This is a genomic window from Halopseudomonas aestusnigri, from assembly GCF_002197985.1.
GTDB lineage: Bacteria > Pseudomonadota > Gammaproteobacteria > Pseudomonadales > Pseudomonadaceae > Halopseudomonas > Halopseudomonas aestusnigri.
Genome location: NZ_NBYK01000007.1, coordinates 46,490 through 67,473, shown reverse-complemented (window position 1 = coordinate 67,473; position 20,984 = coordinate 46,490). Strand labels below are relative to the sequence as shown.

At 63.3% G+C, this 20,984-nt stretch carries 25 protein-coding genes; 21 read left to right on the top strand and 4 right to left on the bottom strand.

What is annotated here, in order from left to right:
• The first annotated feature begins 26 nt into the window (after positions 1-26).
• From B7O88_RS11350 to siaD, 9 genes are all read left to right on the top strand, one after another.
• Positions 27-587, top strand: coding sequence for a YqgE/AlgH family protein (locus tag B7O88_RS11350; RefSeq protein ID WP_088276150.1), 561 nt, complete (start codon positions 27-29; stop codon positions 585-587).
• Positions 587-1,027: a Holliday junction resolvase RuvX gene (ruvX, locus tag B7O88_RS11345; RefSeq protein ID WP_088276060.1), complete on the top strand. Its 441-nt coding sequence runs from the start codon at positions 587-589 to the stop codon at positions 1,025-1,027. Before B7O88_RS11350 ends, ruvX begins: the two co-directional genes overlap by 1 nt.
• Positions 1,024-1,536, top strand: coding sequence for a bifunctional pyr operon transcriptional regulator/uracil phosphoribosyltransferase PyrR (pyrR, locus tag B7O88_RS11340; RefSeq protein WP_088276059.1), 513 nt, complete (start codon positions 1,024-1,026; stop codon positions 1,534-1,536). Before ruvX ends, pyrR begins: the two co-directional genes overlap by 4 nt.
• Positions 1,537-1,543: 7 nt before the next feature.
• Positions 1,544-2,539 carry an aspartate carbamoyltransferase catalytic subunit gene (locus B7O88_RS11335; protein WP_088276058.1) on the top strand — a complete coding sequence of 332 codons (996 nt, stop codon included), beginning with the start codon at positions 1,544-1,546 and terminating at the stop codon, positions 2,537-2,539.
• Between the two features lie 3 nt (positions 2,540-2,542).
• Positions 2,543-3,817 (top strand): dihydroorotase, encoded by a 1,275-nt coding sequence (locus B7O88_RS11330; protein ID WP_088276057.1) that lies wholly within the window; start codon positions 2,543-2,545, stop codon positions 3,815-3,817.
• A 61-nt stretch (positions 3,818-3,878) separates the two neighbouring features.
• On the top strand, positions 3,879-5,870 hold the full coding sequence (siaA, locus tag B7O88_RS11325; protein WP_088276056.1) for a biofilm regulation protein phosphatase SiaA: 1,992 nt from the start codon (positions 3,879-3,881) through the stop codon (positions 5,868-5,870).
• A gap of 28 nt (positions 5,871-5,898) precedes the next feature.
• Positions 5,899-6,441: a biofilm regulation protein kinase SiaB gene (gene siaB / locus B7O88_RS11320; protein WP_088276055.1), complete on the top strand. Its 543-nt coding sequence runs from the start codon at positions 5,899-5,901 to the stop codon at positions 6,439-6,441.
• A 22-nt stretch (positions 6,442-6,463) separates the two neighbouring features.
• Positions 6,464-6,841, top strand: a complete 378-nt coding sequence (gene siaC, locus B7O88_RS11315) for a biofilm regulation phosphoprotein SiaC (protein ID WP_088276054.1) — start codon at positions 6,464-6,466, stop codon at positions 6,839-6,841.
• Between the two features lie 7 nt (positions 6,842-6,848).
• Positions 6,849-7,643, top strand: a complete 795-nt coding sequence (gene siaD, locus B7O88_RS11310; protein ID WP_088276053.1) for a biofilm regulation diguanylate cyclase SiaD — start codon at positions 6,849-6,851, stop codon at positions 7,641-7,643.
• A 19-nt stretch (positions 7,644-7,662) separates the two neighbouring features.
• Here the strand turns inward: siaD and B7O88_RS11305 are convergent, their stop codons facing one another.
• Positions 7,663-8,817 (bottom strand): PilT/PilU family type 4a pilus ATPase, encoded by a 1,155-nt coding sequence (locus B7O88_RS11305; RefSeq protein ID WP_088276052.1) that lies wholly within the window; start codon positions 8,815-8,817, stop codon positions 7,663-7,665.
• Between the two features lie 61 nt (positions 8,818-8,878).
• Entirely contained in the window at positions 8,879-9,913 is a 1,035-nt protein-coding gene (locus B7O88_RS11300; RefSeq protein WP_088276051.1) for a type IV pilus twitching motility protein PilT, read from the bottom strand.
• A gap of 77 nt (positions 9,914-9,990) precedes the next feature.
• On the opposite strand from B7O88_RS11300, the gene B7O88_RS11295 reads away from it, so the two are divergent.
• From B7O88_RS11295 to B7O88_RS11240, 12 genes are all read left to right on the top strand, one after another.
• Complete coding sequence (locus B7O88_RS11295) at positions 9,991-10,677, top strand: YggS family pyridoxal phosphate-dependent enzyme (RefSeq protein ID WP_088276049.1); 687 nt, start codon at positions 9,991-9,993, stop codon at positions 10,675-10,677.
• A gap of 24 nt (positions 10,678-10,701) precedes the next feature.
• Complete coding sequence (gene proC / locus B7O88_RS11290) at positions 10,702-11,520, top strand: pyrroline-5-carboxylate reductase (protein WP_088276148.1); 819 nt, start codon at positions 10,702-10,704, stop codon at positions 11,518-11,520.
• A 13-nt stretch (positions 11,521-11,533) separates the two neighbouring features.
• Complete coding sequence (locus tag B7O88_RS11285; protein WP_088276047.1) at positions 11,534-12,124, top strand: YggT family protein; 591 nt, start codon at positions 11,534-11,536, stop codon at positions 12,122-12,124.
• A gap of 5 nt (positions 12,125-12,129) precedes the next feature.
• On the top strand, positions 12,130-12,420 hold the full coding sequence (locus B7O88_RS11280; protein WP_088276045.1) for a DUF167 family protein: 291 nt from the start codon (positions 12,130-12,132) through the stop codon (positions 12,418-12,420).
• Between the two features lie 125 nt (positions 12,421-12,545).
• Positions 12,546-13,688, top strand: coding sequence for a homoserine O-succinyltransferase MetX (gene metX, locus B7O88_RS11275; protein WP_088276044.1), 1,143 nt, complete (start codon positions 12,546-12,548; stop codon positions 13,686-13,688).
• 2 nt (positions 13,689-13,690) lie between these two features.
• The gene (gene metW / locus B7O88_RS11270; RefSeq protein ID WP_088276147.1) at positions 13,691-14,281 is read left to right on the top strand and encodes a methionine biosynthesis protein MetW; all 591 of its coding nucleotides are present in this window, start codon (positions 13,691-13,693) and stop codon (positions 14,279-14,281) included.
• Between the two features lie 22 nt (positions 14,282-14,303).
• Complete coding sequence (locus tag B7O88_RS11265; RefSeq protein ID WP_088276042.1) at positions 14,304-14,735, top strand: DUF4426 domain-containing protein; 432 nt, start codon at positions 14,304-14,306, stop codon at positions 14,733-14,735.
• Entirely contained in the window at positions 14,725-15,333 is a 609-nt protein-coding gene (gene rdgB / locus B7O88_RS11260) for an RdgB/HAM1 family non-canonical purine NTP pyrophosphatase (RefSeq protein ID WP_172409666.1), read from the top strand. Before B7O88_RS11265 ends, rdgB begins: the two co-directional genes overlap by 11 nt.
• Before the next feature lie 92 nt (positions 15,334-15,425).
• Positions 15,426-16,568, top strand: coding sequence for a radical SAM family heme chaperone HemW (hemW, locus tag B7O88_RS11255; protein WP_235005778.1), 1,143 nt, complete (start codon positions 15,426-15,428; stop codon positions 16,566-16,568).
• 373 nt (positions 16,569-16,941) lie between these two features.
• Positions 16,942-18,105: an iron-containing alcohol dehydrogenase gene (locus B7O88_RS11250; RefSeq protein ID WP_088276040.1), complete on the top strand. Its 1,164-nt coding sequence runs from the start codon at positions 16,942-16,944 to the stop codon at positions 18,103-18,105.
• Positions 18,106-18,121: 16 nt separating this feature from the next.
• On the top strand, positions 18,122-18,559 hold the full coding sequence (locus tag B7O88_RS11245) for an acyl-CoA thioesterase (RefSeq protein WP_088276038.1): 438 nt from the start codon (positions 18,122-18,124) through the stop codon (positions 18,557-18,559).
• The gene (locus B7O88_RS11240; RefSeq protein WP_088276036.1) at positions 18,559-19,107 is read left to right on the top strand and encodes a DUF922 domain-containing protein; all 549 of its coding nucleotides are present in this window, start codon (positions 18,559-18,561) and stop codon (positions 19,105-19,107) included. The genes B7O88_RS11245 and B7O88_RS11240 overlap by 1 nt, the downstream gene beginning before the upstream one ends.
• A 150-nt stretch (positions 19,108-19,257) precedes the next feature.
• Here the strand turns inward: B7O88_RS11240 and gloA are convergent, their stop codons facing one another.
• A complete protein-coding gene (gloA, locus tag B7O88_RS11235) occupies positions 19,258-19,788 on the bottom strand; it encodes a lactoylglutathione lyase (protein ID WP_088276034.1) in 531 nt (176 codons plus the stop codon).
• A gap of 245 nt (positions 19,789-20,033) precedes the next feature.
• Entirely contained in the window at positions 20,034-20,894 is an 861-nt protein-coding gene (locus B7O88_RS11230; protein WP_088276032.1) for a crotonase/enoyl-CoA hydratase family protein, read from the bottom strand.
• Positions 20,895-20,984: the final 90 nt, after the last annotated feature.

The window sequence follows — 20,984 nt, the reverse complement described above, 5'->3', positions numbered from 1 at the left end:
CCGGCCTTCGACCCAATACTATGGGCATTATGCAGACGACACCGAGCAACCTCACCCATCATTTCCTGATTGCCATGCCGCATATGGCTGATCCGCGTTTCGATCACAGCCTCATCTACCTCTGCGAGCACAGCCCGGAAGGCGCCATGGGCCTGGTCATCAACCAGCCAAGCGAACTCAACCTCAGTGATCTGCTCGACCAGCTGGCGCCAGATGTCACCGCGGGGATCGACGTCACCGTACTCAATGGCGGCCCGGTGGAAACCGAGCGCGGTTTCGTGCTGCACGACGGTGAGCACAACTGGGAGTCCAGCGTGGATCTCGGCCCGCTGAAGCTGACCACATCGCGCGACATTCTCAGCGCCATGGCGCGGGGCGATGGCCCAGATCGAGTGCTGATTACCCTTGGCTACGCCGGCTGGGGTGCCGGCCAGCTGGAGCAGGAGCTGGCCGAAAACGTCTGGCTGAGCTGCCCGGCCGATCACGGCATCCTGTTCAATTTGCCCTGGGAGCAGCGCCTGACCGCCGCCGCACGCTCGCTCGGGGTGGACTGGAGCCTGCTGACCAGCCAGGCGGGCCACGCCTGATGCCGACCGCCCATCGCCGCGCCATGGCATTCGACTACGGCACCCGGCAGATCGGCGTTGCCGTCGGCCAGACCCTGACCGGCAGCGCCGAGCCACTGACCAACCTGCGCGCCCGTGACGGCGTGCCGGACTGGGAGCAGATCGCCCGACTGATTCGCGAGTGGGAGCCGAACGTCCTGGTCGTCGGCCTGCCGCTGAACATGGACGGCAGCGCCAGCGATATGAGCGAACGTGCCGCCCGCTTCGCCCGCCGCCTGAACGGCCGTTTTCAACTGCCGGTCGAGACCGTCGACGAGCGCCTTAGTACCTTTGAAGCCAAACAACACCTCAAGTCGCAGGGACGCACACCGAGCAGCTACCGGGATGACCCGGTCGACAGCCTCGCCGCCGCCCTGCTGCTGCAGACCTGGCTGAGCGGCCAGAGCAAGGAGACACCATGAGTACACTTCCCGCGGTCGACAGCCTGCTGAGCAGCATGGCCGACCAGTTGCGCGCCCATCTCGACGCGCGGCAGATCAGCGACCCGGCCTTTGTCGGCATTCATACCGGCGGCGTCTGGGTTGCCGATGCCCTGCATGCTGCCGTCGCACCCGAGGCGCCGATGGGCACGCTGGATATCGCCTTCTACCGCGATGACTTCGAGCAGCACGGCCTGCCGCAACGGGTACGCCCGTCGGAACTGCCGTTCGGTGTCGACGACCGTCACATCATTCTGGTCGACGACGTGCTGATGACCGGACGCACCATCCGCGCCGCGCTCAACGAGCTGTTCGATTACGGCCGCCCGGCCTCGGTAACCCTGGTCACCCTGATCGACGTCGATGCCCGCCAGCTGCCGATCCGCGCCGACATCCTTGGCGCCAGTCTGGCCCTGACAGAAGGCCAGCGGGTAAAATTGACCGGACCCGCCCCGCTGCACCTGACCCTGACTGACGCCGCCACCAATTGAGATCGCCATGAGCCTGACGCCGCATCATCTGCAACTCAACCAACAGGGCCAGCTGCGCCACTTCCTGACCATTGAAGGGCTGTCGCGCGAGCTCCTGACCGAACTGCTCGATACCGCCGACTCCTTCCTCGAAGTCGGTGAACGTGCGGTCAAAAAGGTCCCGCTGCTGCGCGGCAAGACGGTCTGCAACGTGTTCTTCGAGAACTCGACCCGGACCCGCACCACCTTCGAGCTGGCGGCCAAGCGGCTGTCGGCCGACGTACTCAACCTGAATATCTCGACCTCGTCGACCAGCAAGGGCGAAACCCTCTACGACACCCTGCAGAATCTGGAGGCGATGGCGGCCGACATGTTCGTGGTGCGTCACGGCGATTCCGGCGCGGCGCACTTTATCGCTGAGCGGGTCTGCCCGGACGTCGCCGTGATCAACGCCGGCGACGGCAACCACGCGCACCCGACCCAGGCGATGCTCGACATGCTGACCATCCGTCGGCACCGCGGCGACTTCGAGAACCTTTCGGTCGCCATCGTCGGCGACATCCTGCATTCGCGGGTCGCGCGCTCCAATATGCTCGCCCTGAAAACCCTTGGCTGCCCGGATATCCGCGTGATCGCCCCACGTACCCTGCTGCCCGAAGGCATCGACCAGTACGGCGTACGGGTCTTCAACGATCTGCGCGTCGGGCTGCGCGACGTCGACGTGGTGATCATGCTGCGCCTGCAGAAGGAGCGCATGCAGAGCGGCCTGCTGCCCAGCGAGAGCGAGTTCTACAAACTCTACGGCCTGACCCGCGAGACTCTCGCGCTGGCCAAGCCCGATGCGCTGGTCATGCACCCGGGCCCGATCAACCGCGGCGTCGAAATCGAATCGGAAGTCGCCGACGGCCCGCAATCGGTGATTCTCAAGCAGGTGACCTACGGCATCGCCGTGCGCATGGCCGTCATGTCGATGGCCATGACCGGACAGACCACCCAGCGCCAGCTCAACCAGGAAGCGAACTGAACCATGCGACTGACGATTGAAGGCGCCCGGGTGATTGACCCCGCCAGCCAGTTTGATGAAATTACCGATCTGCATATCGCCGCCGGCCACATTCTGGCCCTCGGCGCCGCCCCCGAGGGCTTCAGCCCCAACCAGCGCATTGATGCCCGCGGCCTGATTGCCTGCCCGGGCCTGGTGGACCTCAACGTTTCCCTGCGCGAGCCCGGCTACAGTCGCAAGGGCAGTATCGCCAGCGAGACCCGTGCCGCCGCGGCCGGTGGCGTGACCACCCTGTGCTGCCCGCCGGACAGCCGCCCGGTACTGGACACCCCGGCCGTGGCCGAGCTGATTCTGGATCGCAGCCAGGCTGCCGGCAACGCCCGCGTCCTGCCCATCGGCGCCCTGACCAAGGGACTGGAGGGCGAGCAACTGAGTGAACTGGTCGCCCTGCGCGACGCCGGCTGTGTCGCCTTTACCCAAGGGCTGCGCCCGATGGGGAGCAACCGTATTCTGCGCCGCGCGCTCGAATATGCGGCGACCTTCGGCCTGACCATCATTTTCACCCCGCAGGATGCCGACCTGGCCGAAGGCGGCATGGCCCATGAGGGTCCGACGGCCTCACGGCTGGGTTTGGTGGGCATTCCGGAAAGCGCTGAAACCGTTGCCCTGGCCCGTGACCTGCTGCTGATCGAACAGACTGGTGTACGCGCCCACTTCAGCGGCCTGACCAGCGCCCGGGCGATGGATATGCTGGCCGACGCCCAGGCCCGCGGCCTGCCGGTGACCGCCGATGTTGCCGCTTACCAACTGCTGCTCTGCGACGAGGACCTGACCGGCTTCTCCAGCCAGCTGCACGTCATGCCTCCGCTGCGCTCCGCCGACGACCGGCGTGCTCTGCGCCAAGCCGTGCAGAGCGGCGTGGTGCAGGCCATCGCATCGCATCATCAGCCGCACGAAGCCGAAGCCAAGCGGGTGCCCTTTGCCGCCTCGGCACCGGGCATCAGCAGCGTCGAGATCCTTCTGCCGCTGACCATGACGCTGGTGGCCGACGGCCTGCTGGAAATGCCGGCAGCGCTGTCCCGGGTCACCACCGGACCGGCCGCTGCGCTCGGACTGTCAGCCGGCCAGCTGTCGCTGGGTGGCGCTGCCGACATCACCCTGTTCGACCCGGCTCAGGCCTGCGAAATCGGCCGCAACTGGCTGTCCCGCGGGGCCAACTGCCCGTTCATCGGCAAAGGTGCGCCGGTGGCCGTCACCCACACACTGTACGGCGGAAAGCTGGTATATCAGACCCATTGACCCGAAAGCCGGTCGAACGCCGCGCATGACACAACACTAAGCGATTGGAAGGAGCCCTGGCATGGCCGCATTCGGCTTGCGTGGCAAATCACTGCTGGCCCTGGTGCTGGCCTGCCTGCTGGCACTGGTACCTGCCGGCCTGATCGGCTGGTCGGTACTCAACGGCATTCATGAACACTTCGGCGAGGCCTATGCGCGCAATGCGACGCTGCTGAGCCGGGAAAAGATCAGCGCGCCGATCAGCCGCGAGCTGGCGCTGTCGTTGCGCTTCGCCAATTCTGCGGTGACCCGTCAGTGGCTGCTTGATCCGGATGATCCGGCCAAGGCTGATCTGTTCTTCCGTGAAGCGGAGCTGTACCGAGCCGACTTCCGCGACCATGCCTACTTTATCGGCCGTCTGGATAACCTCGGTTACTACTTCAACGGCGGCGACCAGCCCCCCAGTACCGAGCCACGCTATATCCTCAATCCCGAATCCGACGCCGACAGCTGGTTCTTCAGCACCCTGCGCAACACGGATAACTACAACATCAACGTCGACACCAACCCCGAGCTGGACACCACCAAGGTCTGGCTCAACATGGTGGTCAAGGATGACGACGGCAGCGTGCTGGCGCTGGCGGGATCCGGGCTGGATCTGTCCACCTTCATTCGCGACTTCATCACCAGCGATGATCCGGGCGTCACCCCGATGATCATCGACGCCGACGGTGCCATCCAGGCGCACAGCGATCGCAGCCTGATCGCCCTCAACTCGGGTGCCGACGCCAACAAGGGCAGCGGCGCCAATCTGCTCAGTCTGGTCAGCGAACGTGACCGTGCAGCGGTTGCCGCGGCCATTGCCGAGCTCGCCACCGACCCGGGCGGAGTCCGCACCCTGCCGGTACAGCTGCAGGGCACCACCGAGCTGCTGGCCCTGACCTATATCCCTGAGCTGAACTGGTACGTAGTCAACGCCATCGACCTGACTACCGCCGAAGTCATCGACAGCGCCTGGCTGACACCGCTGCTGATCGGGCTGGCCGCCCTGCTGATCCTGCTGGTGCTGATTTTTGCGGTCGCTATCGAGCGCCTGCTGCTCGGCCCGCTGCGCCAGCTCAAGCGAGGCGCGCAGGCGATGGCTGCAGGCAACTACGACGTTGCCATGCCGGCCGGCCGCGACGACGAGATCGGCGAATTGAGCGACGCTTTCGGCATCATGGCGGCCAAGGTCCGCAGTCACACCCAGGAACTGGAACAACGGGTTCAGGAGCGCACCTGTGATCTGGAGCAGGTCAACCAGCAGATGCATGCGGCACGCAAGAAGATCGAGGACTCGATCGATTACGCCAGCCTGATCCAGCGCTCGATCCTGCCCAACCGCGAACTGGTCAATGCGCTCGGTGAACATCACGCCGTGCTCTGGCGCCCGCGGGACGTGGTCGGCGGCGACTTCTACATCTTCCGCAATGAGCAAAGTCACTGCCTGTTCGGTGTCGTCGACTGCGCCGGTCACGGCGTACCCGGCGCACTGATGACCATGCTGGCGCACGCAGCGCTGGACCAGGCCATCAACGATTGCGGCATGCACGACCCGGCAGCGATCCTGCGCCGTACCGATCAGATCGTCCGGCACATGCTCAGCGACTCGCCGGAGACCAAGTCGGTTGCCACCAATATGGACGTCGGCCTTGCCTATGTTGATCTGGAGCAACGCCAGGTCACCTTCGCCGGTGCGAAGATAGCGCTGTATCACTGTGACGGTGGTACGGTTTCTCACTTGCCGGGAGCGCGCCGTGCGCTCGGCGACAAGCGACAGGGCGACTACCATAACCAGCAGATTGCATTGCAGCCCGGGCGCACCTTTTATCTGTGCACCGATGGCTTCCTTGACCAGGCCGGCGGCGAGCGCGGGTTCGGTTTCGGCAACAGCCGATTCGCCGATATGCTGCGCCGCCATGCCAGTCTGCCACTGAACGAGCAAAGTGCCGCCTTCAGCGATACACTGGCCGCCTATCAGGGCGACTATCCGCAGCGCGATGACATCACCATGCTGTGCTTCCGATTTGACTGAGCAAACGCCCGACCGCACAGGAGTTGTAATGGACCATATCGACCTGTTCGCGATGCGCGAACAATTCAACAGCCAGCAGATCCTGCTGTGCTTCAACGGCCCCATCTCGCGCAGCCTGATCGAAGAGATCGGCAACGCATTGCGTAACTATCTGGCCGCCGATAGCGCACCGACTTCCGCTGCCATGGATGTTTTTGCCGTCTACATCGAAATGACCCAGAATATCAGCCATTACACCCGGGCCAAGGGCTGGAACGAGCAGGAGGCTGGCGCCACCGTGGTCGTATCACGGGATGAGGGCGGACGGTATATCGTGTCGGCAGGCAACCTGATCGAAAGCGCCGACGGGGAAAATCTGGTCAGTTCGATTGCCCGGCTGGCAGAGCTGGACAAGGCCGGCCTGAAGGCAGCCTACAAGGAGCAGCTGCGTCGCCCACGCGACGCCGAGCGCCCCTCCGGCGCGGGCCTGGGCCTGATTGACATTGCCCGCAAATCCAGTGCCCCGCTGCAGGCCTCGCTGCAGCCCGTCGCCAACGGTCGCAGCTTTTTCAGCCTGCGCGCCGTGATCTGACCGAACCAAGAGCCAAGCACCTATGAACGATTTCAGCATCCCCAGCTCGCAATCTACACCGGAAGTACGCAGCGACTGGAACGCCGGCCAACTGCATATGGCCGGCGACTCCTATCCGGAAAATTCCTTTGACCTGTTTCAGCAGGTGTTCGACTGGATCGAGTCCTATCTCGATCAGGCAGGCGCTCCACTGAGCCTTGAGCTGCGTCTGCTGTACCTGAACACCAGCAGCGTGAAGGCCATGATGGACGTTTTCGACCTGCTGGAAGCCGCCCATCAGGACGGCAAGCAAGTTGCGGTCAACTGGTACTACGACCCTCAGAACGAGCGCGTCGCCGAGCTGGCAGAAGAATTCAAGGAAGACTGTACCTTCAACTTCAACATCATCAGTCACCCCTGAGCACGCCATGAAAGGAAACAAAGAGGACCTCGAAGCGCAGATTCCACGGCTACTGGAGCAAACCGAGCTCCAGCAGAGTCCTCTGTATGCGCCGCTGAACGAGCTGTGGTCGGCCCATCAGGATCTGGCCCGTCGAATCGACCGCATCAGTCACATCTCCGACGGATTCCAGAGCATGGCCCGGCAGCGCGAGCAGTCGCTGACCGAGCGCCTTAACAAGCAATTGCGTCAGCTGGAGAAGGTGGCCCGCATCTCGGACCGCTATCAGAACATGATGCGCGACCTGAACGAGGCGCTGCGCGAAGCCTCCACCCACGACGCACTGACCGGCCTGGGTAATCGCCGCCTGCTGGTAGACCGCCTGAAGAAGGAAGCCGAGCGCTTCATCCGCTATCAGCGCCCGTTCAGCATTGCCATGCTGGATGTCGACCACTTCAAGAACATCAATGATCGTTATGGCCACGAAGTTGGCGACGGCGCTCTGATTGAGCTGGCGCGGGTGCTGGATGCCGAAATTCGGGACAGCGACCTGTGCGGTCGCTGGGGGGGAGAAGAGTTCCTGATTCTGCTGCCGGAAACCGGTACCGCCGAGGCGACCCTGGTGATGGAGCGGGTAAGGTCCGCTGTCGAGCGCCTGACCATCCGGGTGCAGGACGAGTCGGTTGGCATGACAGTCAGTATCGGTATCGCGCAGCACAGCCCGAATAACAGCTATTCCGACACCATCAGCCAGGCCGATCACGCCTTGCTGGAGGCCAAGCGCGGCGGGCGCAACCAGCTGCATACCGCGACGGCCGGCTAGTCAGCCGACCGTCAGCAACTCAGAACCGCCGCGTGCGCGAGGCGACTTCTTCCTCTTCTTCCAGCGACAGGCCGTGGCTCTGCTGGTCGTGCATCAAATGTTGACCGTCGGTTTCAGAGCCCAGTTTGATCATCAGGCGCAGGTCGTTGGCCGAATCGGCGTGCAAAAGGGCATCTTCGTAGGTGATTTCGCCGGCACTGTAGAGTTTGTAGAGCGCCTGATCGAAGGTCTGCATGCCCAACTCATTGGAACGCGCCATTAACGGCTTGAGCTCGTGCACCTCACCCTTGCGAATCAAGTCGGCGACCAGCGGCGTATTAAGCAGCACTTCAATGGCTGCCCGGCGCCCCTTGCCATCGGGCGTGGGAATCAGCTGCTGGGCAACAATCGCCTTGAGATTCAGTGACAGGTCCATCCAGACCTGCTGATGCATCTCGGTCGGGAAGAAGTGAATGATGCGGTCCAGCGCCTGGTTGGCGTTGTTGGCGTGCAGGGTAGCCAGACACAGGTGCCCGGTTTCGGCAAAGGCCACCGCGTGGTCCATGGTTTCCTTGGTCCGCACCTCACCGATCAGAATCACGTCCGGCGCCTGACGCAAGGTGTTCTTCAGCGCCACCTCGAACGAGTCGGTATCAATACCGACCTCGCGCTGGGTAACAATGCAGTTCTGATGCTGGTGAATGAATTCGATCGGATCTTCGATGGAGATGATGTGCCCGCTGGAGTGCTTGTTGCGGTAGCCGATCATTGAGGCCAGCGAGGTCGACTTGCCGGTACCGGTGGCACCCACGAACATCACCAACCCGCGCTTGGTCATGGCCAGCTGTTTCAGCACGTCCGGCAGCCGCAGCTCTTCCATGGTCGGGATGTTGACCTCGATACGGCGCAACACCATGCCCACCAGATTACGCTGATAGAACGAGCTGACCCGGAACCGGCCAATGCCGCGCGCACTGATGGCGAAGTTGCATTCGCGCTTCTCGGCGAACTCGCGACGCTGCGCTTCGGTCATAACGCCCAGCACGGTTTCGCGGGTTTGCTCCGGCGACAGCGGGGTTTTGGTAACCGGCAGGATCTTGCCATTCACCTTCATGCTCGGTGGTACACCGGCGGTAATGAACAGGTCGGACGCACCCTTCTCGACCATCAACCGCAACAGCTTCTCGAACTCCATGCGTTGCCTCTACTTTCCTTCAGGGCGGCAGGCACACCGCCGCCGGCACTATTTGTTGAACTCAGAATCCGTCGGCGACCTTGGCTTTCTCACGAGCGCTTTCCTTGCTGACCAGGCCCTTGGCGACCAGCGACTTCAGACACATGTCCAGGGTCTGCATGCCGAGGTTACCGCCGGTCTGGATCGCCGAGTACATCTGCGCAATCTTGTCTTCACGGATCAGGTTCCGGATCGCCGGTGTGCCGATCATGATTTCGTGCGCGGCGACCCGGCCGCCGCCGATCTTCTTCAGCAGCGTCTGGGAGATTACAGCCTGCAGTGACTCGGACAGCATCGAGCGCACCATGGCCTTTTCCTCACCGGGGAACACGTCGACGATACGGTCGATGGTCTTGGCCGCCGAGGTGGTATGCAGGGTGCCGAACACCAGGTGACCGGTTTCTGCCGCAGTCAGCGCCAGGCGAATGGTTTCCAGGTCGCGCATCTCGCCGACCAGAATGATATCCGGGTCTTCCCGCAGTGCCGAGCGCAATGCTTCGGCAAAGCCAAGCGTGTCACGGTGCACTTCACGCTGGTTGACCAGACACTTCTTCGACTCGTGAACGAATTCGATCGGGTCCTCAATGGTCAGGATGTGCTGGTATTTGTTGCAATTGATGTAGTCGAGCATGGCCGCCAGACTGGTGGACTTGCCCGAGCCGGTTGGCCCGGTCACCAGCACCAACCCGCGCGGCACATCGGAAATCTTCTTGAACACATCGCCCATGCCCAGGTCTTCCATGGTCAGCACCTTGGAAGGAATGGTCCGGAACACCGCGCCTGCGCCACGATTCTGGTTGAACGCGTTAACCCGGAACCGGGCTACGCCGGGAACCTCGAAGGAGAAGTCGGTCTCCAGGAACTCCTCGTAGTCCTTGCGCTGCTTGTCGTTCATGATGTCGTAGATCAGCGCATGAACCTGCTTGTGCTCCATCGCCGGTACGTTGATCCGGCGCACGTCGCCATCAACACGGATCATGGGCGGCAATCCTGCCGACAGGTGCAAGTCCGACGCGCCCTGTTTAGCGCTGAAGGCTAACAGCTCGGTAATATCCATAGGGTTCCCCATAACAACCTGCATGCATGTAGAATGCCCGCAGTGTCTATTCCATTGGCAAGGTATTAACGTCCGTAATGTCCACGATAGCAGAGAATATTGCAAACGTTCGTGAGCGCATCCGGCGGGCTGCAGAGGCGGCCGGACGGCCTCCGGAAGCGATCACCCTGCTGGCCGTCAGCAAGACCCGACCCGCCAGCGCCATTCGCGACGCCTGGGCCGCCGGGCTGCAGGATATCGGCGAAAACTACCTGCAGGAAGCCCTCGACAAGATGGCCGAGCTGAGTGATCTGCCCTTGCGCTGGCACTTCATCGGCCCCATTCAATCGAACAAGACGCGTCCCATCGCCGAGCACTTCGACTGGGTACACAGCGTCGATCGCCTGAAAATCGCCCAGCGCCTCTCTGACCAGCGCCCGGAACATCTGCCGCCGCTGAATGTCTGCCTGCAGGTAAATATCAGCGCCGAAGACAGCAAATCCGGCGTATCGCTGGCCGAACTGCCTGAGCTGGCTGCTGCGGTCGCGGCGCTGCCGCGCATTCGGCTGCGTGGGCTGATGGCCATTCCGGCCCCGGCCGAGACCAGCGAAGCCCGCCGCGCGCCACTGGCTGCGCTGCGCCAGGCTGCACAAAGCCTGCCGCTGGACCTGGACACCCTGTCGATGGGCATGAGCGATGACCTGACCGAAGCGGTCCAGGAAGGCGCCACCATAGTGCGTATCGGCACCGCCCTGTTCGGGCAGCGCCAGTACCCCAACACCTAACGCATGCAGAACGAGGTTTCCCACATGACTGCACCCGTAATAGGATTCATCGGCGCCGGCAACATGGCCACCAGCCTGATCGGCGGCATGCTGCAGAAAAACGTCAAGCCGGCCAATCTGATTGCCAGCGACACCAAGGCCGAGCAATGCGCCGCCCTGGAGCGCCAGTTTCATATCCGCACCGCGACCGACAACGCCATTCTGGCCGCCGAGTGCGACATCCTGCTGCTGGCGGTCAAGCCGCAGGTCATGCAGGACGTCTGCCGCGCTCTGCCGCGCAGCCGCAAGCCCGGCCAGCTGATCATTTCCATCGCTGCAGGCATCACCTGCCAGAGTCTGGAAAACTGGCTCGGCGCCGGTACCGCCATCGTGCGCTGCATGCCCAATACGCCGTCGCTGCGCGGCCAGGGCGTCAGCGGCCTGTATGCCAACGCCGCCGTCAGCGACGAGCAGCGTGAGCAGGCCGAAGGCATCCTCAACGCGGTCGGCATCAGTGTCTGGCTGGATGAGGAAAAGCTGATCGACGCCGTCACCGCGGTCTCCGGCAGTGGCCCGGCCTACTTCTTCTACCTGATGGAAGCGATGATCGACGCCGGCGAAAAACTTGGCCTGCCGCGCGACACCGCCGAACGTCTGGCCCTGTTCACCGGCCTGGGTGCCGCCGACATGGCGGTGCACAGCGACGTCGACGTTGCCGAGCTGCGCCGTCGCGTCTGCTCACCCAACGGCACCACCGAACGCGCCATCGAAACCTTCCGCAGCCAGGGGTTGCCGAAGATGGTCGACGACGCCATGCAGGCCTGTGCCGACCGCGCAGCCGAAATGTCCCGCGAGCTTGCCTGAGGATTGATTGCCCATGAACAGCCTGAATACGGCCGCCATTTACCTGCTGCAAACCCTCGGCAATCTCTACCTGCTGGTAGTACTGCTGCGCTTTCTGCTGCAGCTGGTCCGCGCCCACTTCTATAACCCGATCTCGCAGTTCATCGTCCGTGCCACCAAGCCGCTGCTGATGCCGCTGCGCCGGATTATTCCCGGTTACGGCGGGCTGGACTTCGCCTCGCTGGTCCTGGCGCTGGCAATCCAGCTGGTGCTGATGGTGCTGATCATCAAGTTGATGGGCTACGCGCTGCCGAACATTATCCTGCTGGTCGCCTGGTCAGCCATTGGCATCCTCGCGCTGTTCGCCAAGATCTTCTTCTTCGCGCTGATCATCAGTGTAATCCTGTCGTGGGTCGCCCAGGGCAGCTACAACCCGGCGGTAACGCTGATCAACCAGTTGTGTGAGCCGCTGCTGGCACCGATCCGCAAGATCCTGCCGGCACTGGGCGGGCTGGACCTGTCACCGATCTTTGCCTTTATCGCCATTCGGCTGTTCGACATGCTGGTCATCGCGAACCTGGCGGCCGCGGCCAGCATGCCCCGCGGCCTGACGCTGGCACTCTGACGCCAGTGCCGTTCTACCACTGGCAAGGCAAGGATCTGATCCTCGACTGCCATCTGCAGCCCGGCGCCAAGCGCGCCGAGTTTGCCGGCCAGCATGGCGAACGGCTGAAAATCCGCATCAGCGCACCGCCCGTTGACGGCAAGGCCAACGACGCGCTGATGCGCTTTCTGGCCGACGCCTTTGCGGTCAGCCGCCAGCAGGTCAGCCTGCTCAGCGGCCAGACCAGCCGGCAAAAACGCCTGCTGATCAAACAACCGCTGCAGCTGCCCGAGGATCTGGGTATCAGCCGCTGCTGAATGTTGCACCGGACCAACGCCCTCTTTAGACTGGCGCCTCTATTATTGGCCCTTCGCCTGCCTGCAGCACCCCGGAGCAAGCCTCCTTGCGAAGTCCGGCCAAGCGACACAGGAACAGGTTACCGATGTCCAGACTACCTGCTGACTCCGTCGGCCTGGTCACCCCCCAGCGCCAGACCTTCACCGAGCCTCTACCCCTGGCCTGCGGCACGCCGCTGAACAGCTACGAGCTGGTCTACGAGACCTACGGTGAACTTAACGCCAGCGCCAGCAATGCGGTGCTGGTTTGCCACGCCCTGTCCGGCCATCACCACGCCGCCGGCTACCACAGCGCCGACGATCGCAAACCGGGCTGGTGGGATAACTGCATCGGCCCCGGCAAGGCCATCGACACCAAGCGCTTCTTCGTCGTCAGCCTGAACAACCTCGGCGGCTGCCACGGCTCCACCGGCCCGTCCAGCATCAACCCGGAAACCGGCAAGAGCTACGGCGCCAGCTTCCCGGTACTGACCGTTGAAGACTGGGTCCACAGTCAGGCGCGGCTGGCGGACGTGCTGGGCATTCAGCAGTGGGCTGCGGTGGTGGGCGGCAGCCTTGGCGGCATGCAGGCGCTGCAGTGGGCGATCAGCTACCCGGAGCGCGTGCGTCACTGCGTGGCCATTGCCACCGCGCCCAAGCTGTCGGCACAGAACATCGCCTTCAACGAGGTGGCCCGGCAGGCGATCATTACCGATCCGGACTTCCACAACGGCGACTACGCCGCCTTTGGCGTAATCCCCAAGCGCGGCCTGATGCTGGCGCGCATGGTCGGCCACATTACCTACCTGTCGGACGACTCGATGGGCGCCAAGTTCGGCCGCGATCTGCGCTCCGATCAGCTCAACTACGACCTCACCAGCGTCGAGTTCGAGGTGGAAAGCTACCTGCGCTATCAGGGTCAGGAGTTCTCCGGCCGCTTCGACGCCAATACCTACCTGCTGATGACCAAGGCGCTGGACTACTTTGACCCGGCCGCGGCCAACGGCGGTGATCTGGCGCGAACACTGGCGGTGGTCCAGGCTCGCTGCCTGGTGATGTCGTTCACTACCGACTGGCGCTTCTCGCCGGCACGCTCGCGCGAGCTGGTCGACGGCCTGCTCGCCGCCCGCAAGGACGTCAGCTATCTGGAGATCGAAGCCGCGCAGGGCCACGACGCCTTCCTGCTGCCGATTCCCCGCTATATCGAGGCCCTGAGTGGCTACATGAACCGCATCGAGGTGAACCAATGAGCCTGCGCGCCGATCTGGAGATCATCCAGCAATGGATTCGCCCGGGCAGCCGGGTACTCGACCTGGGCTGCGGCGAAGGCCAGTTGCTGCGCCACCTGCGCGATCACAAGCAGGTGCAGGGCTACGGACTGGAAATCGACCCTGACAAGATCAGCAGCTGTATCCGTCACGGCGTCAACGTGATGGAGCAGAACCTCGACGAAAGCCTCGACAACTTCGAGGACAACAGCTTCGACACCGTGGTCATGACCCAGTCGCTGCAGGCCATGCACTACCCCGACCGGGTACTGGAAGACATGCTGCGCATCGGTCACGAAGGCATCCTGACCTTCCCCAATTTTGCCCATTGGCGCTGCCGCTGGTATCTGGGCACCAAGGGCCGCATGCCGGTATCCGAGTTCATGCCCTACACTTGGTACAACACCCCGAACATCCACTTCTGCACTTTCAAGGACTTCGAGCAGCTGTGCCGGGAGCGCAACATCAAGGTGCTGAACCGCCTGGTAGTCGACCAGACCCACCAGAGCAGCTGGTTGAGCGGCCTGTGGCCCAACATGCTGGGTGAAGTCGCGATCTACCGGGTCAGTCGCTAGTCCAATTTCGAGGAGAACTGCCATGTTTCGTCGTCTCTGCCTGCTGAGCCTGATGATGCTCAGCCTCAACGTGTTCGCCGGCCCCGAGCCCACTCGCTTCGGTGATCTGGTGGTCTACCACAACGTATTCAACAGCACCCTGTTGCAGCCCGATATCGCCGCCAACGCCGGCCTCAAGCGCGGCCCGACCCACGGCGTGATCAACGTCGCCGTGCAGCGGCCGGACGGCAGCGCGGTCGACGCTATCCTCAAGGGCGAAGTGCGCAGCCTGATCGGCCAGCCTGTCGCGCTCGACTTCAACCGCATTCAGGAAGGCGACGCCATCTACTTTGTCGCCAACTACACCTCTACCCAGCGCGGCATTTTGCTGTTCAAGGTCGATATCCAGGCCGAAGCAGGCGCCATGGTGCACAGCCTGAGCTTCCAGCAGGAATTCTTCCCCGATGACCAATAAAACAGCCCTGCCCTTCAGTGAGTTGGTGCTCGCCAGCAACAACAAGGGCAAGCTCGCTGAACTCCAGGCCATGCTGGGTGACAGCATCACCGTCCGCCCGCAAAGCGACTTCACCGATATCGAAGCCGAGGAAACCGGCCTGACCTTCGTCGAAAACGCCCTGATCAAGGCGCGTCACGCCGCCCGCATCTCGGGCCTGCCGGCGCTGGCCGACGACTCCGGACTCGCAGTCGACGCCCTTGGCGGCGCACCCGGCATCTACTCTGCCCGCTACGCAGGCGGTGGCGGTGATGCCGCCAACAACGCCAAGCTGCTTGACGCATTGAAGGACGTACCGGACGCCGAGCGCGGCGCCCAGTTCATCTGCGCGCTGGCCCTGCTGCGCCACGCCGAAGACCCTATTCCCGTCATCTGTGAAGGCGCCTGGCAAGGCCGCATCCTGCATGCGCCCAGCGGCGAGCACGGTTTTGGCTACGATCCGCTGTTCTGGGTGCCGGAGCGCGACTGCTCCAGCGCCGAACTCAGTCCGCAAGAGAAGAACCAGCTCAGCCACCGCGCCCGGGCAATGGCCTTGCTGAAAGCCAGGCTGGGCCTGTGAAGCCACAAGCGGCAAGCGGCAAGCGGCAAGCAAACCCAAACGCCGGCACGGACCGCTTGCAGCTTGAGGGAGCAACGCCCCCGTCTTGTGGCTTGCAGCCGCCGCCCCTGGCGGCATATGTCCACATCCCCTGGTGCGTAAGGAAGTGCCCCTACTGCGACTTCAATTCGCACACCACTCACGATGCCCTGCCCGAGAATGAGTACGTCGATGCCCTGATCGAGGATCTGGAGCAGGATCTGCGCGCGCTCGAAGGCCTGCCCGCTCGCCCGCTGACCTCGATCTTCTTCGGTGGCGGTACGCCGAGTCTGTTCTCGGCCGCCGCGCTGGATCGCTTCCTGCAGGCGCTGAATCAGCGCGTGCCGTTCGCAGACGATATAGAAATCACCCTCGAAGCCAACCCCGGCACCTTCGAGCAAGCCAAGTTCAGAGACTACCGGCTGGCCGGCATCAACCGGCTGTCGATCGGCATCCAGAGTTTCAACGCCGAACATCTGAAGGCGCTGGGCCGCATCCATGATGACCGTGAAGCCCTCGGCGCCGTCGACATGGCGCGTCGCGCCGGCTTCGACAACCTGAACCTAGACCTGATGCATGGCCTGCCGAATCAGGAGCACGCCCAGGCGATGGCCGATCTGGATCAGGCGATGGCGCTCGCACCGGAGCACCTGTCCTGGTATCAGCTGACGCTGGAACCCAACACGGTGTTTTACTCGCGCCCGCCCACGCTGCCCGAGGAAGACATTCTCTGGTCGATTCAGGAGGCCGGGCTGCAGCGTCTGGCCGCCGGTGGCTACGCCCAGTACGAGATTTCCGCCTATGCCAGAAATGGCCGCCGTGCCCGCCATAACCTGAACTACTGGCAGTACGGCGACTTTCTCGGCCTGGGCGCCGGCGCGCATGGCAAGCTGACCGACGCCAATGGCAAGGTGCAGCGCTACTGGAAGACCCGCCTGCCCAAGGACTACCTGAATCCGGACAAAGCCTATCTGGCCGGCAGCAAGACGCTGGACGCAGACGAGCTGCCGTTCGACTTTCTGATGAACGCCCTGCGGCTGGTCGATGGCGTGCCCAGCGCCTGGTACGCCGAGCGCACCGGCCAGTCACTGGAGCAGATCGCCGATACGCTCAATCAAGCCGAGGCCAAGGGCCTGCTCGAGCCCTGGCACCAGCAGCTACGCCCGACCGAACGCGGCCGGCTGTTCCTCAACGACCTGCTGGAAATGTTCCTCTAGGCTGCCTAGGAAGGCCGAGTTCCAACGCCGCCACGCGCATGCAGCACCTTCGCTGGTCGAGCGGGAGCTCGACCCTCCCGAACCCCACAACCATCCCTGCGTGCTCGCCGGGAAGGCCGAGTTCCAACTCGGCCACGCGCACGCAGCAATCTCCATGGTCGAGCAGAAGCTCGACCCTCCCACCTCGCCGCGCTGTGAATTACCATCGCTAACATCAATAGCCCTTGCCGCATGAACGTACAGTCAGCAGAATTGACTCAGTCTGGAAACTGATTTCGATCTCGCCAGTCGGCAAACAGCCGGCGACGACCACACATCAACCGCGGCCCACGGGCACGCAGCAGATCGAACCCGCACCCAACCCGGAGGCCCGATGAATCCCTTCAGCTTTGCCACCACTGCGCAGATCCTCTGCGAATCCGGTTCCGCCAGCCAGCTCGGCGAGCTGTGCAAGGTCCGCGACGCCCACCGCGTAGTGATTGTCACCGACCCCGGCATTACCAAGATTGGTCTGCTGGACGGCGTACTGCCTAATCTGAGCAGCGCCGGCATTGCCGTTGAGGTATTCGATCAGGTCGAGGCAGACCCGCCGGAGTCCGTGGTACTGGCAGCCGTCGAGCAAGCCAAGGCCATGCAGGCCGAGCTGATCATCGGCTTTGGCGGCGGCAGCTCGATGGATGTGGCCAAACTGGTTGCCCTGCTCGCGCACCCGGGCTGCACGCAGACCCTGCAGGACATCTACGGCGTCGGCAATGCCCGCGGCCAGCGCCTGCCGCTAATTCAGGTGCCGACCACCGCCGGCACCGGCTCGGAAGTCACCCAGATTGCGATCATCACCACCGGCGCCACCACCAAGATGGGCGTGGTGTCACCGATTCTGTTGCCGGATCTGGCCCTGCTGGACGCCGACCTGACCCTGGGGCTGCCCGCCCACGTCACCGCCGCTACCGGCATCGACGCCATGGTGCACGCCATCGAGGCCTACACCAGCAAGCTGAAGAAGAACCCGCTGTCCGACATGCTCGCCCGCGAGGCCCTGCGCCTGCTGGCCGCCAATCTGGATGCGGTGGTGCAGGACGGCGGCAACCGCGAAGCCCGCCAGGCCATGCTGCTCGGCGCCCTGCTCGCCGGCCAGGCCTTCGCCAACGCGCCGGTTGCCGCGGTCCACGCGCTGGCCTACCCGCTCGGCGGTCACTTCCACATTCCCCACGGCCTGTCGAACGCGCTGGTACTGCCAACGGTGGTCGAATTCAACGCCCCGGCTGCCGCGCCGCTGTATGCCGAACTGGCACCGCTGATCGTCGGCCCCGGCCTGGTTGCCGGTGACGCCGACAGCCTGACCTCGCAGATGATCAGCGCGTTGGCTGAGCTAAGCCCGCGCTGTGGCCTGCCGAGCCGCCTGCGCGACGCTGGCGTACCGAAGGACGCACTGGAAATGCTGGCCAGGGACGCCATGCTGCAGCAGCGTCTGCTGGTCAACAACCCACGCGAGGTCACCGAAGCGGACGCGCTGGCCATCTACAACCAGGCTTACTGAGCCAAGCGGAGCATTCATGAGTACGAGCAAGCCCACGCGCAGCGATTACCCCTACCTGCACGCCATCACCACCCGCTGGCACGACAACGACATCTACGGTCACATCAACAACGTGACCTACTACAGCTACTTCGACAGCGCGGTGAACAGCTGGCTGATCGCCGAAGGCGGGCTGGACATCCACAACGGTGATCAGGTCGCCTTTGTGGTCAGCTCCAACTGCGATTACTTCGCGCCCATCGCCTTTCCTGACGCCATCGAGATTGGCGTCAAGGTCGCGCGTCTGGGCAGCAGCTCGGTGCATTACGAACTGGCCGTATTCAAGCAGGACCGTGAAGAAGCCTGCGCGGCGGGTCGCTTCGTCCACGTATTCGTCGACCGCGCCAGCAATACCGCCTTCCCGATCCCCAACCGCTGCCGCGCCGCCCTTGAGCGGCTGATGGACCCGATCTGATGCGCCGCAGGTGGCTGTTACCGCTGCTGCTCGGCCCATTGCTGATATCAGCAGGCCCGAGCAGTGCCGAGCCCCGACTGCAGAGCCGGGTGGAGAGTTTTGATGTCAGTGGCGCCACGGTCGACACCATTCGCGCCAGCCTGAACCGCAACCGCCAGCACAGCGCCAACCGGGTCAATTGGAACTTCCGCTGGGAGTCCACGCCCGGTCAGTGCCGCATCACCGAAGCGACCACAGACGTCACAGTGACGGCCTACCTACCGCGGCTGCAGCCCGACCCGCAGCGCGCCACAAGCGTGCAGCAGCAATGGGACAGCTACCTGCTTGCCCTGCAGCTGCATCAGGATGGCCATGTGGAGTTGGCAATGAACGCTGCCAGACAGATCGAGCAGGCGATTCTAAACCTGCCGCCCGCAGCCACCTGCGAGCAACTGCAGCAGGCCGCCAACGCGGCCGGCCGCCGCCTGCTGGAACAGCTCGCCGTCGACGACCGCGAATACGACAAGCGCACCCAGCAGGGGACGCTGGAAGGCGCGCACTTCCCCTGACACTCGCAGGCTTGTCCACTCGGCAACACGGATAGATCGAGCCGGGGCTTTGCCAACACGCCGTACCCCGGCACCGCAGGCCGGCTTGGAAGCCGGCCTCCCGGGAAGGTCGAGCTCCCGCTCGACCAGCGTCAGGCGTGAACCGCTCTATTACGCCATCCCACCCGGCGCAAAGATCTCAATCCAATACCCATCCGGATCACGGATAAAGGCGATGTTGTGCATCTTGCCGTCCTGCGGACGCTTCACGAAGGACACACCCAGTTCCTCAAAGCGCGCGCAGGCCGCTTCCAGGTCCGGCACCGCAAAACCGATATGGCCGAAGCCGCGCGGGTCTTCGTTACCGTTGTGATAGCTGAACTCCGGATCATCTTCGGTGCCCCAGTTGTGGGTCAGCTCCAGCATGGCCGGACGGCCGAAGGTCTGGTGGGTGCGCTCGACCGGATCGTCAGACCAGCTGTCCAAGGCGTTACTGTCGACGGCGGCCAGGAAATACAGGCTGAACTTGCCGGCCGGAAAATCCAACTTCTTCACCAGCGTCATGCCCATCACGCGGGTATAGAAATCCAGCGTCGCTTTCGGGTCCTTGATGCGCAGCATGGTCTGGTTGAAGACAAAGCCCTCGGTAGCCGGATCGCGGTTCTCGCACAGGCCCGGGGCAGATTCAAAGTGACGACTCATGGCAACAGCTCCCATTGGGTAGAAAAAGCCAAAGCCTAACACTGAAAGGCCCGCACACAGAACGTGCGCGGGCGTCGTATCCGGTCAGCATTACGCCAACCGACGCTTCTGCTTTCACAAATGGTGAGAAGCGTCGGCGAGGCCGGCAGTACAAGGCAAAACCGGGAGAAGGTGCGCAGTTTACGAACAGTAAATGAGCAGGCTTCGAGCGGTTTTAACGCAGTAATGCCAACGCAGCCAGCTTCTCAGCGGAACTTGCGCTCTTCCCACCACGGGAAGAACGCTGGCTTGTCCGTGCTCGGACGCAGCTTGAACTCCGGCGCGCGCTTCTCCAGGAAGGAGCTGACGCCCTCTTTCGCGTCCTCGGACTCACCCATAAAGGCAATCGCGCGCGAGTCGATGATATGCGCTTCCATCGGATGATCCGCCGCCATCATGCGCCACAGCAGCTGACGGTTCAGCGCGGCGGACATGGCCGAGGTGTTGTCGGCAATCTCACGGGCCAGCTCACGCGCCGCCGGCAGCAGCTCGTCCGGCTCGTGGACGCTGCGCAGCAGACCGCCCTTGAGCGCTTCTTCGGCGCTGAAGACACGGCCGGTATAGACCCACTCGGCGGCCTGCATCGGGCCAACGAGGCGCGGCAGGAACCAGCTGGAGCAGGCTTCCATGGTGATGCCGCGACGGGCAAACACGAAACCGAACTTGGCATTGGTCGAGGCCATGCGAATGTCAGCAGGCAGGCTCATGGTGACACCGACGCCGACAGCCGCGCCGTTGAAGGCAACGATGACCGGCTTGATGCACTCGTAGATACGCAGCGAGACAGTACCGCCGCCATCACGCAGGTCATCACCCTCGGGCTGATCCTGACGCTTGTGACGGTTGAAGGTATCACCGCCCTTCTCCAGATCCGCACCGGCACAGAACGCACGGCCGGCGCCAGTCATGATCACCACACGCACCGCATCATCGGCATCCGCCGCATCAAAGGCCGCAATCAGCTCACGACGCATCAGGCCGTTGAAAGCGTTCATGCGGTCAGGACGGTTCAGCGTCAACGTGAGGACACCGTCCTCCACCTGGTAATCGAGGGTCTCGTAAGTCATTGGGGCTCTTCCTGTTTGGTCAAATGCCGCCCAGTGTAGAACCGGCCAGTCACGGTAACCAGTTGAGTTACCGTGGCGTATGTGAGGGTA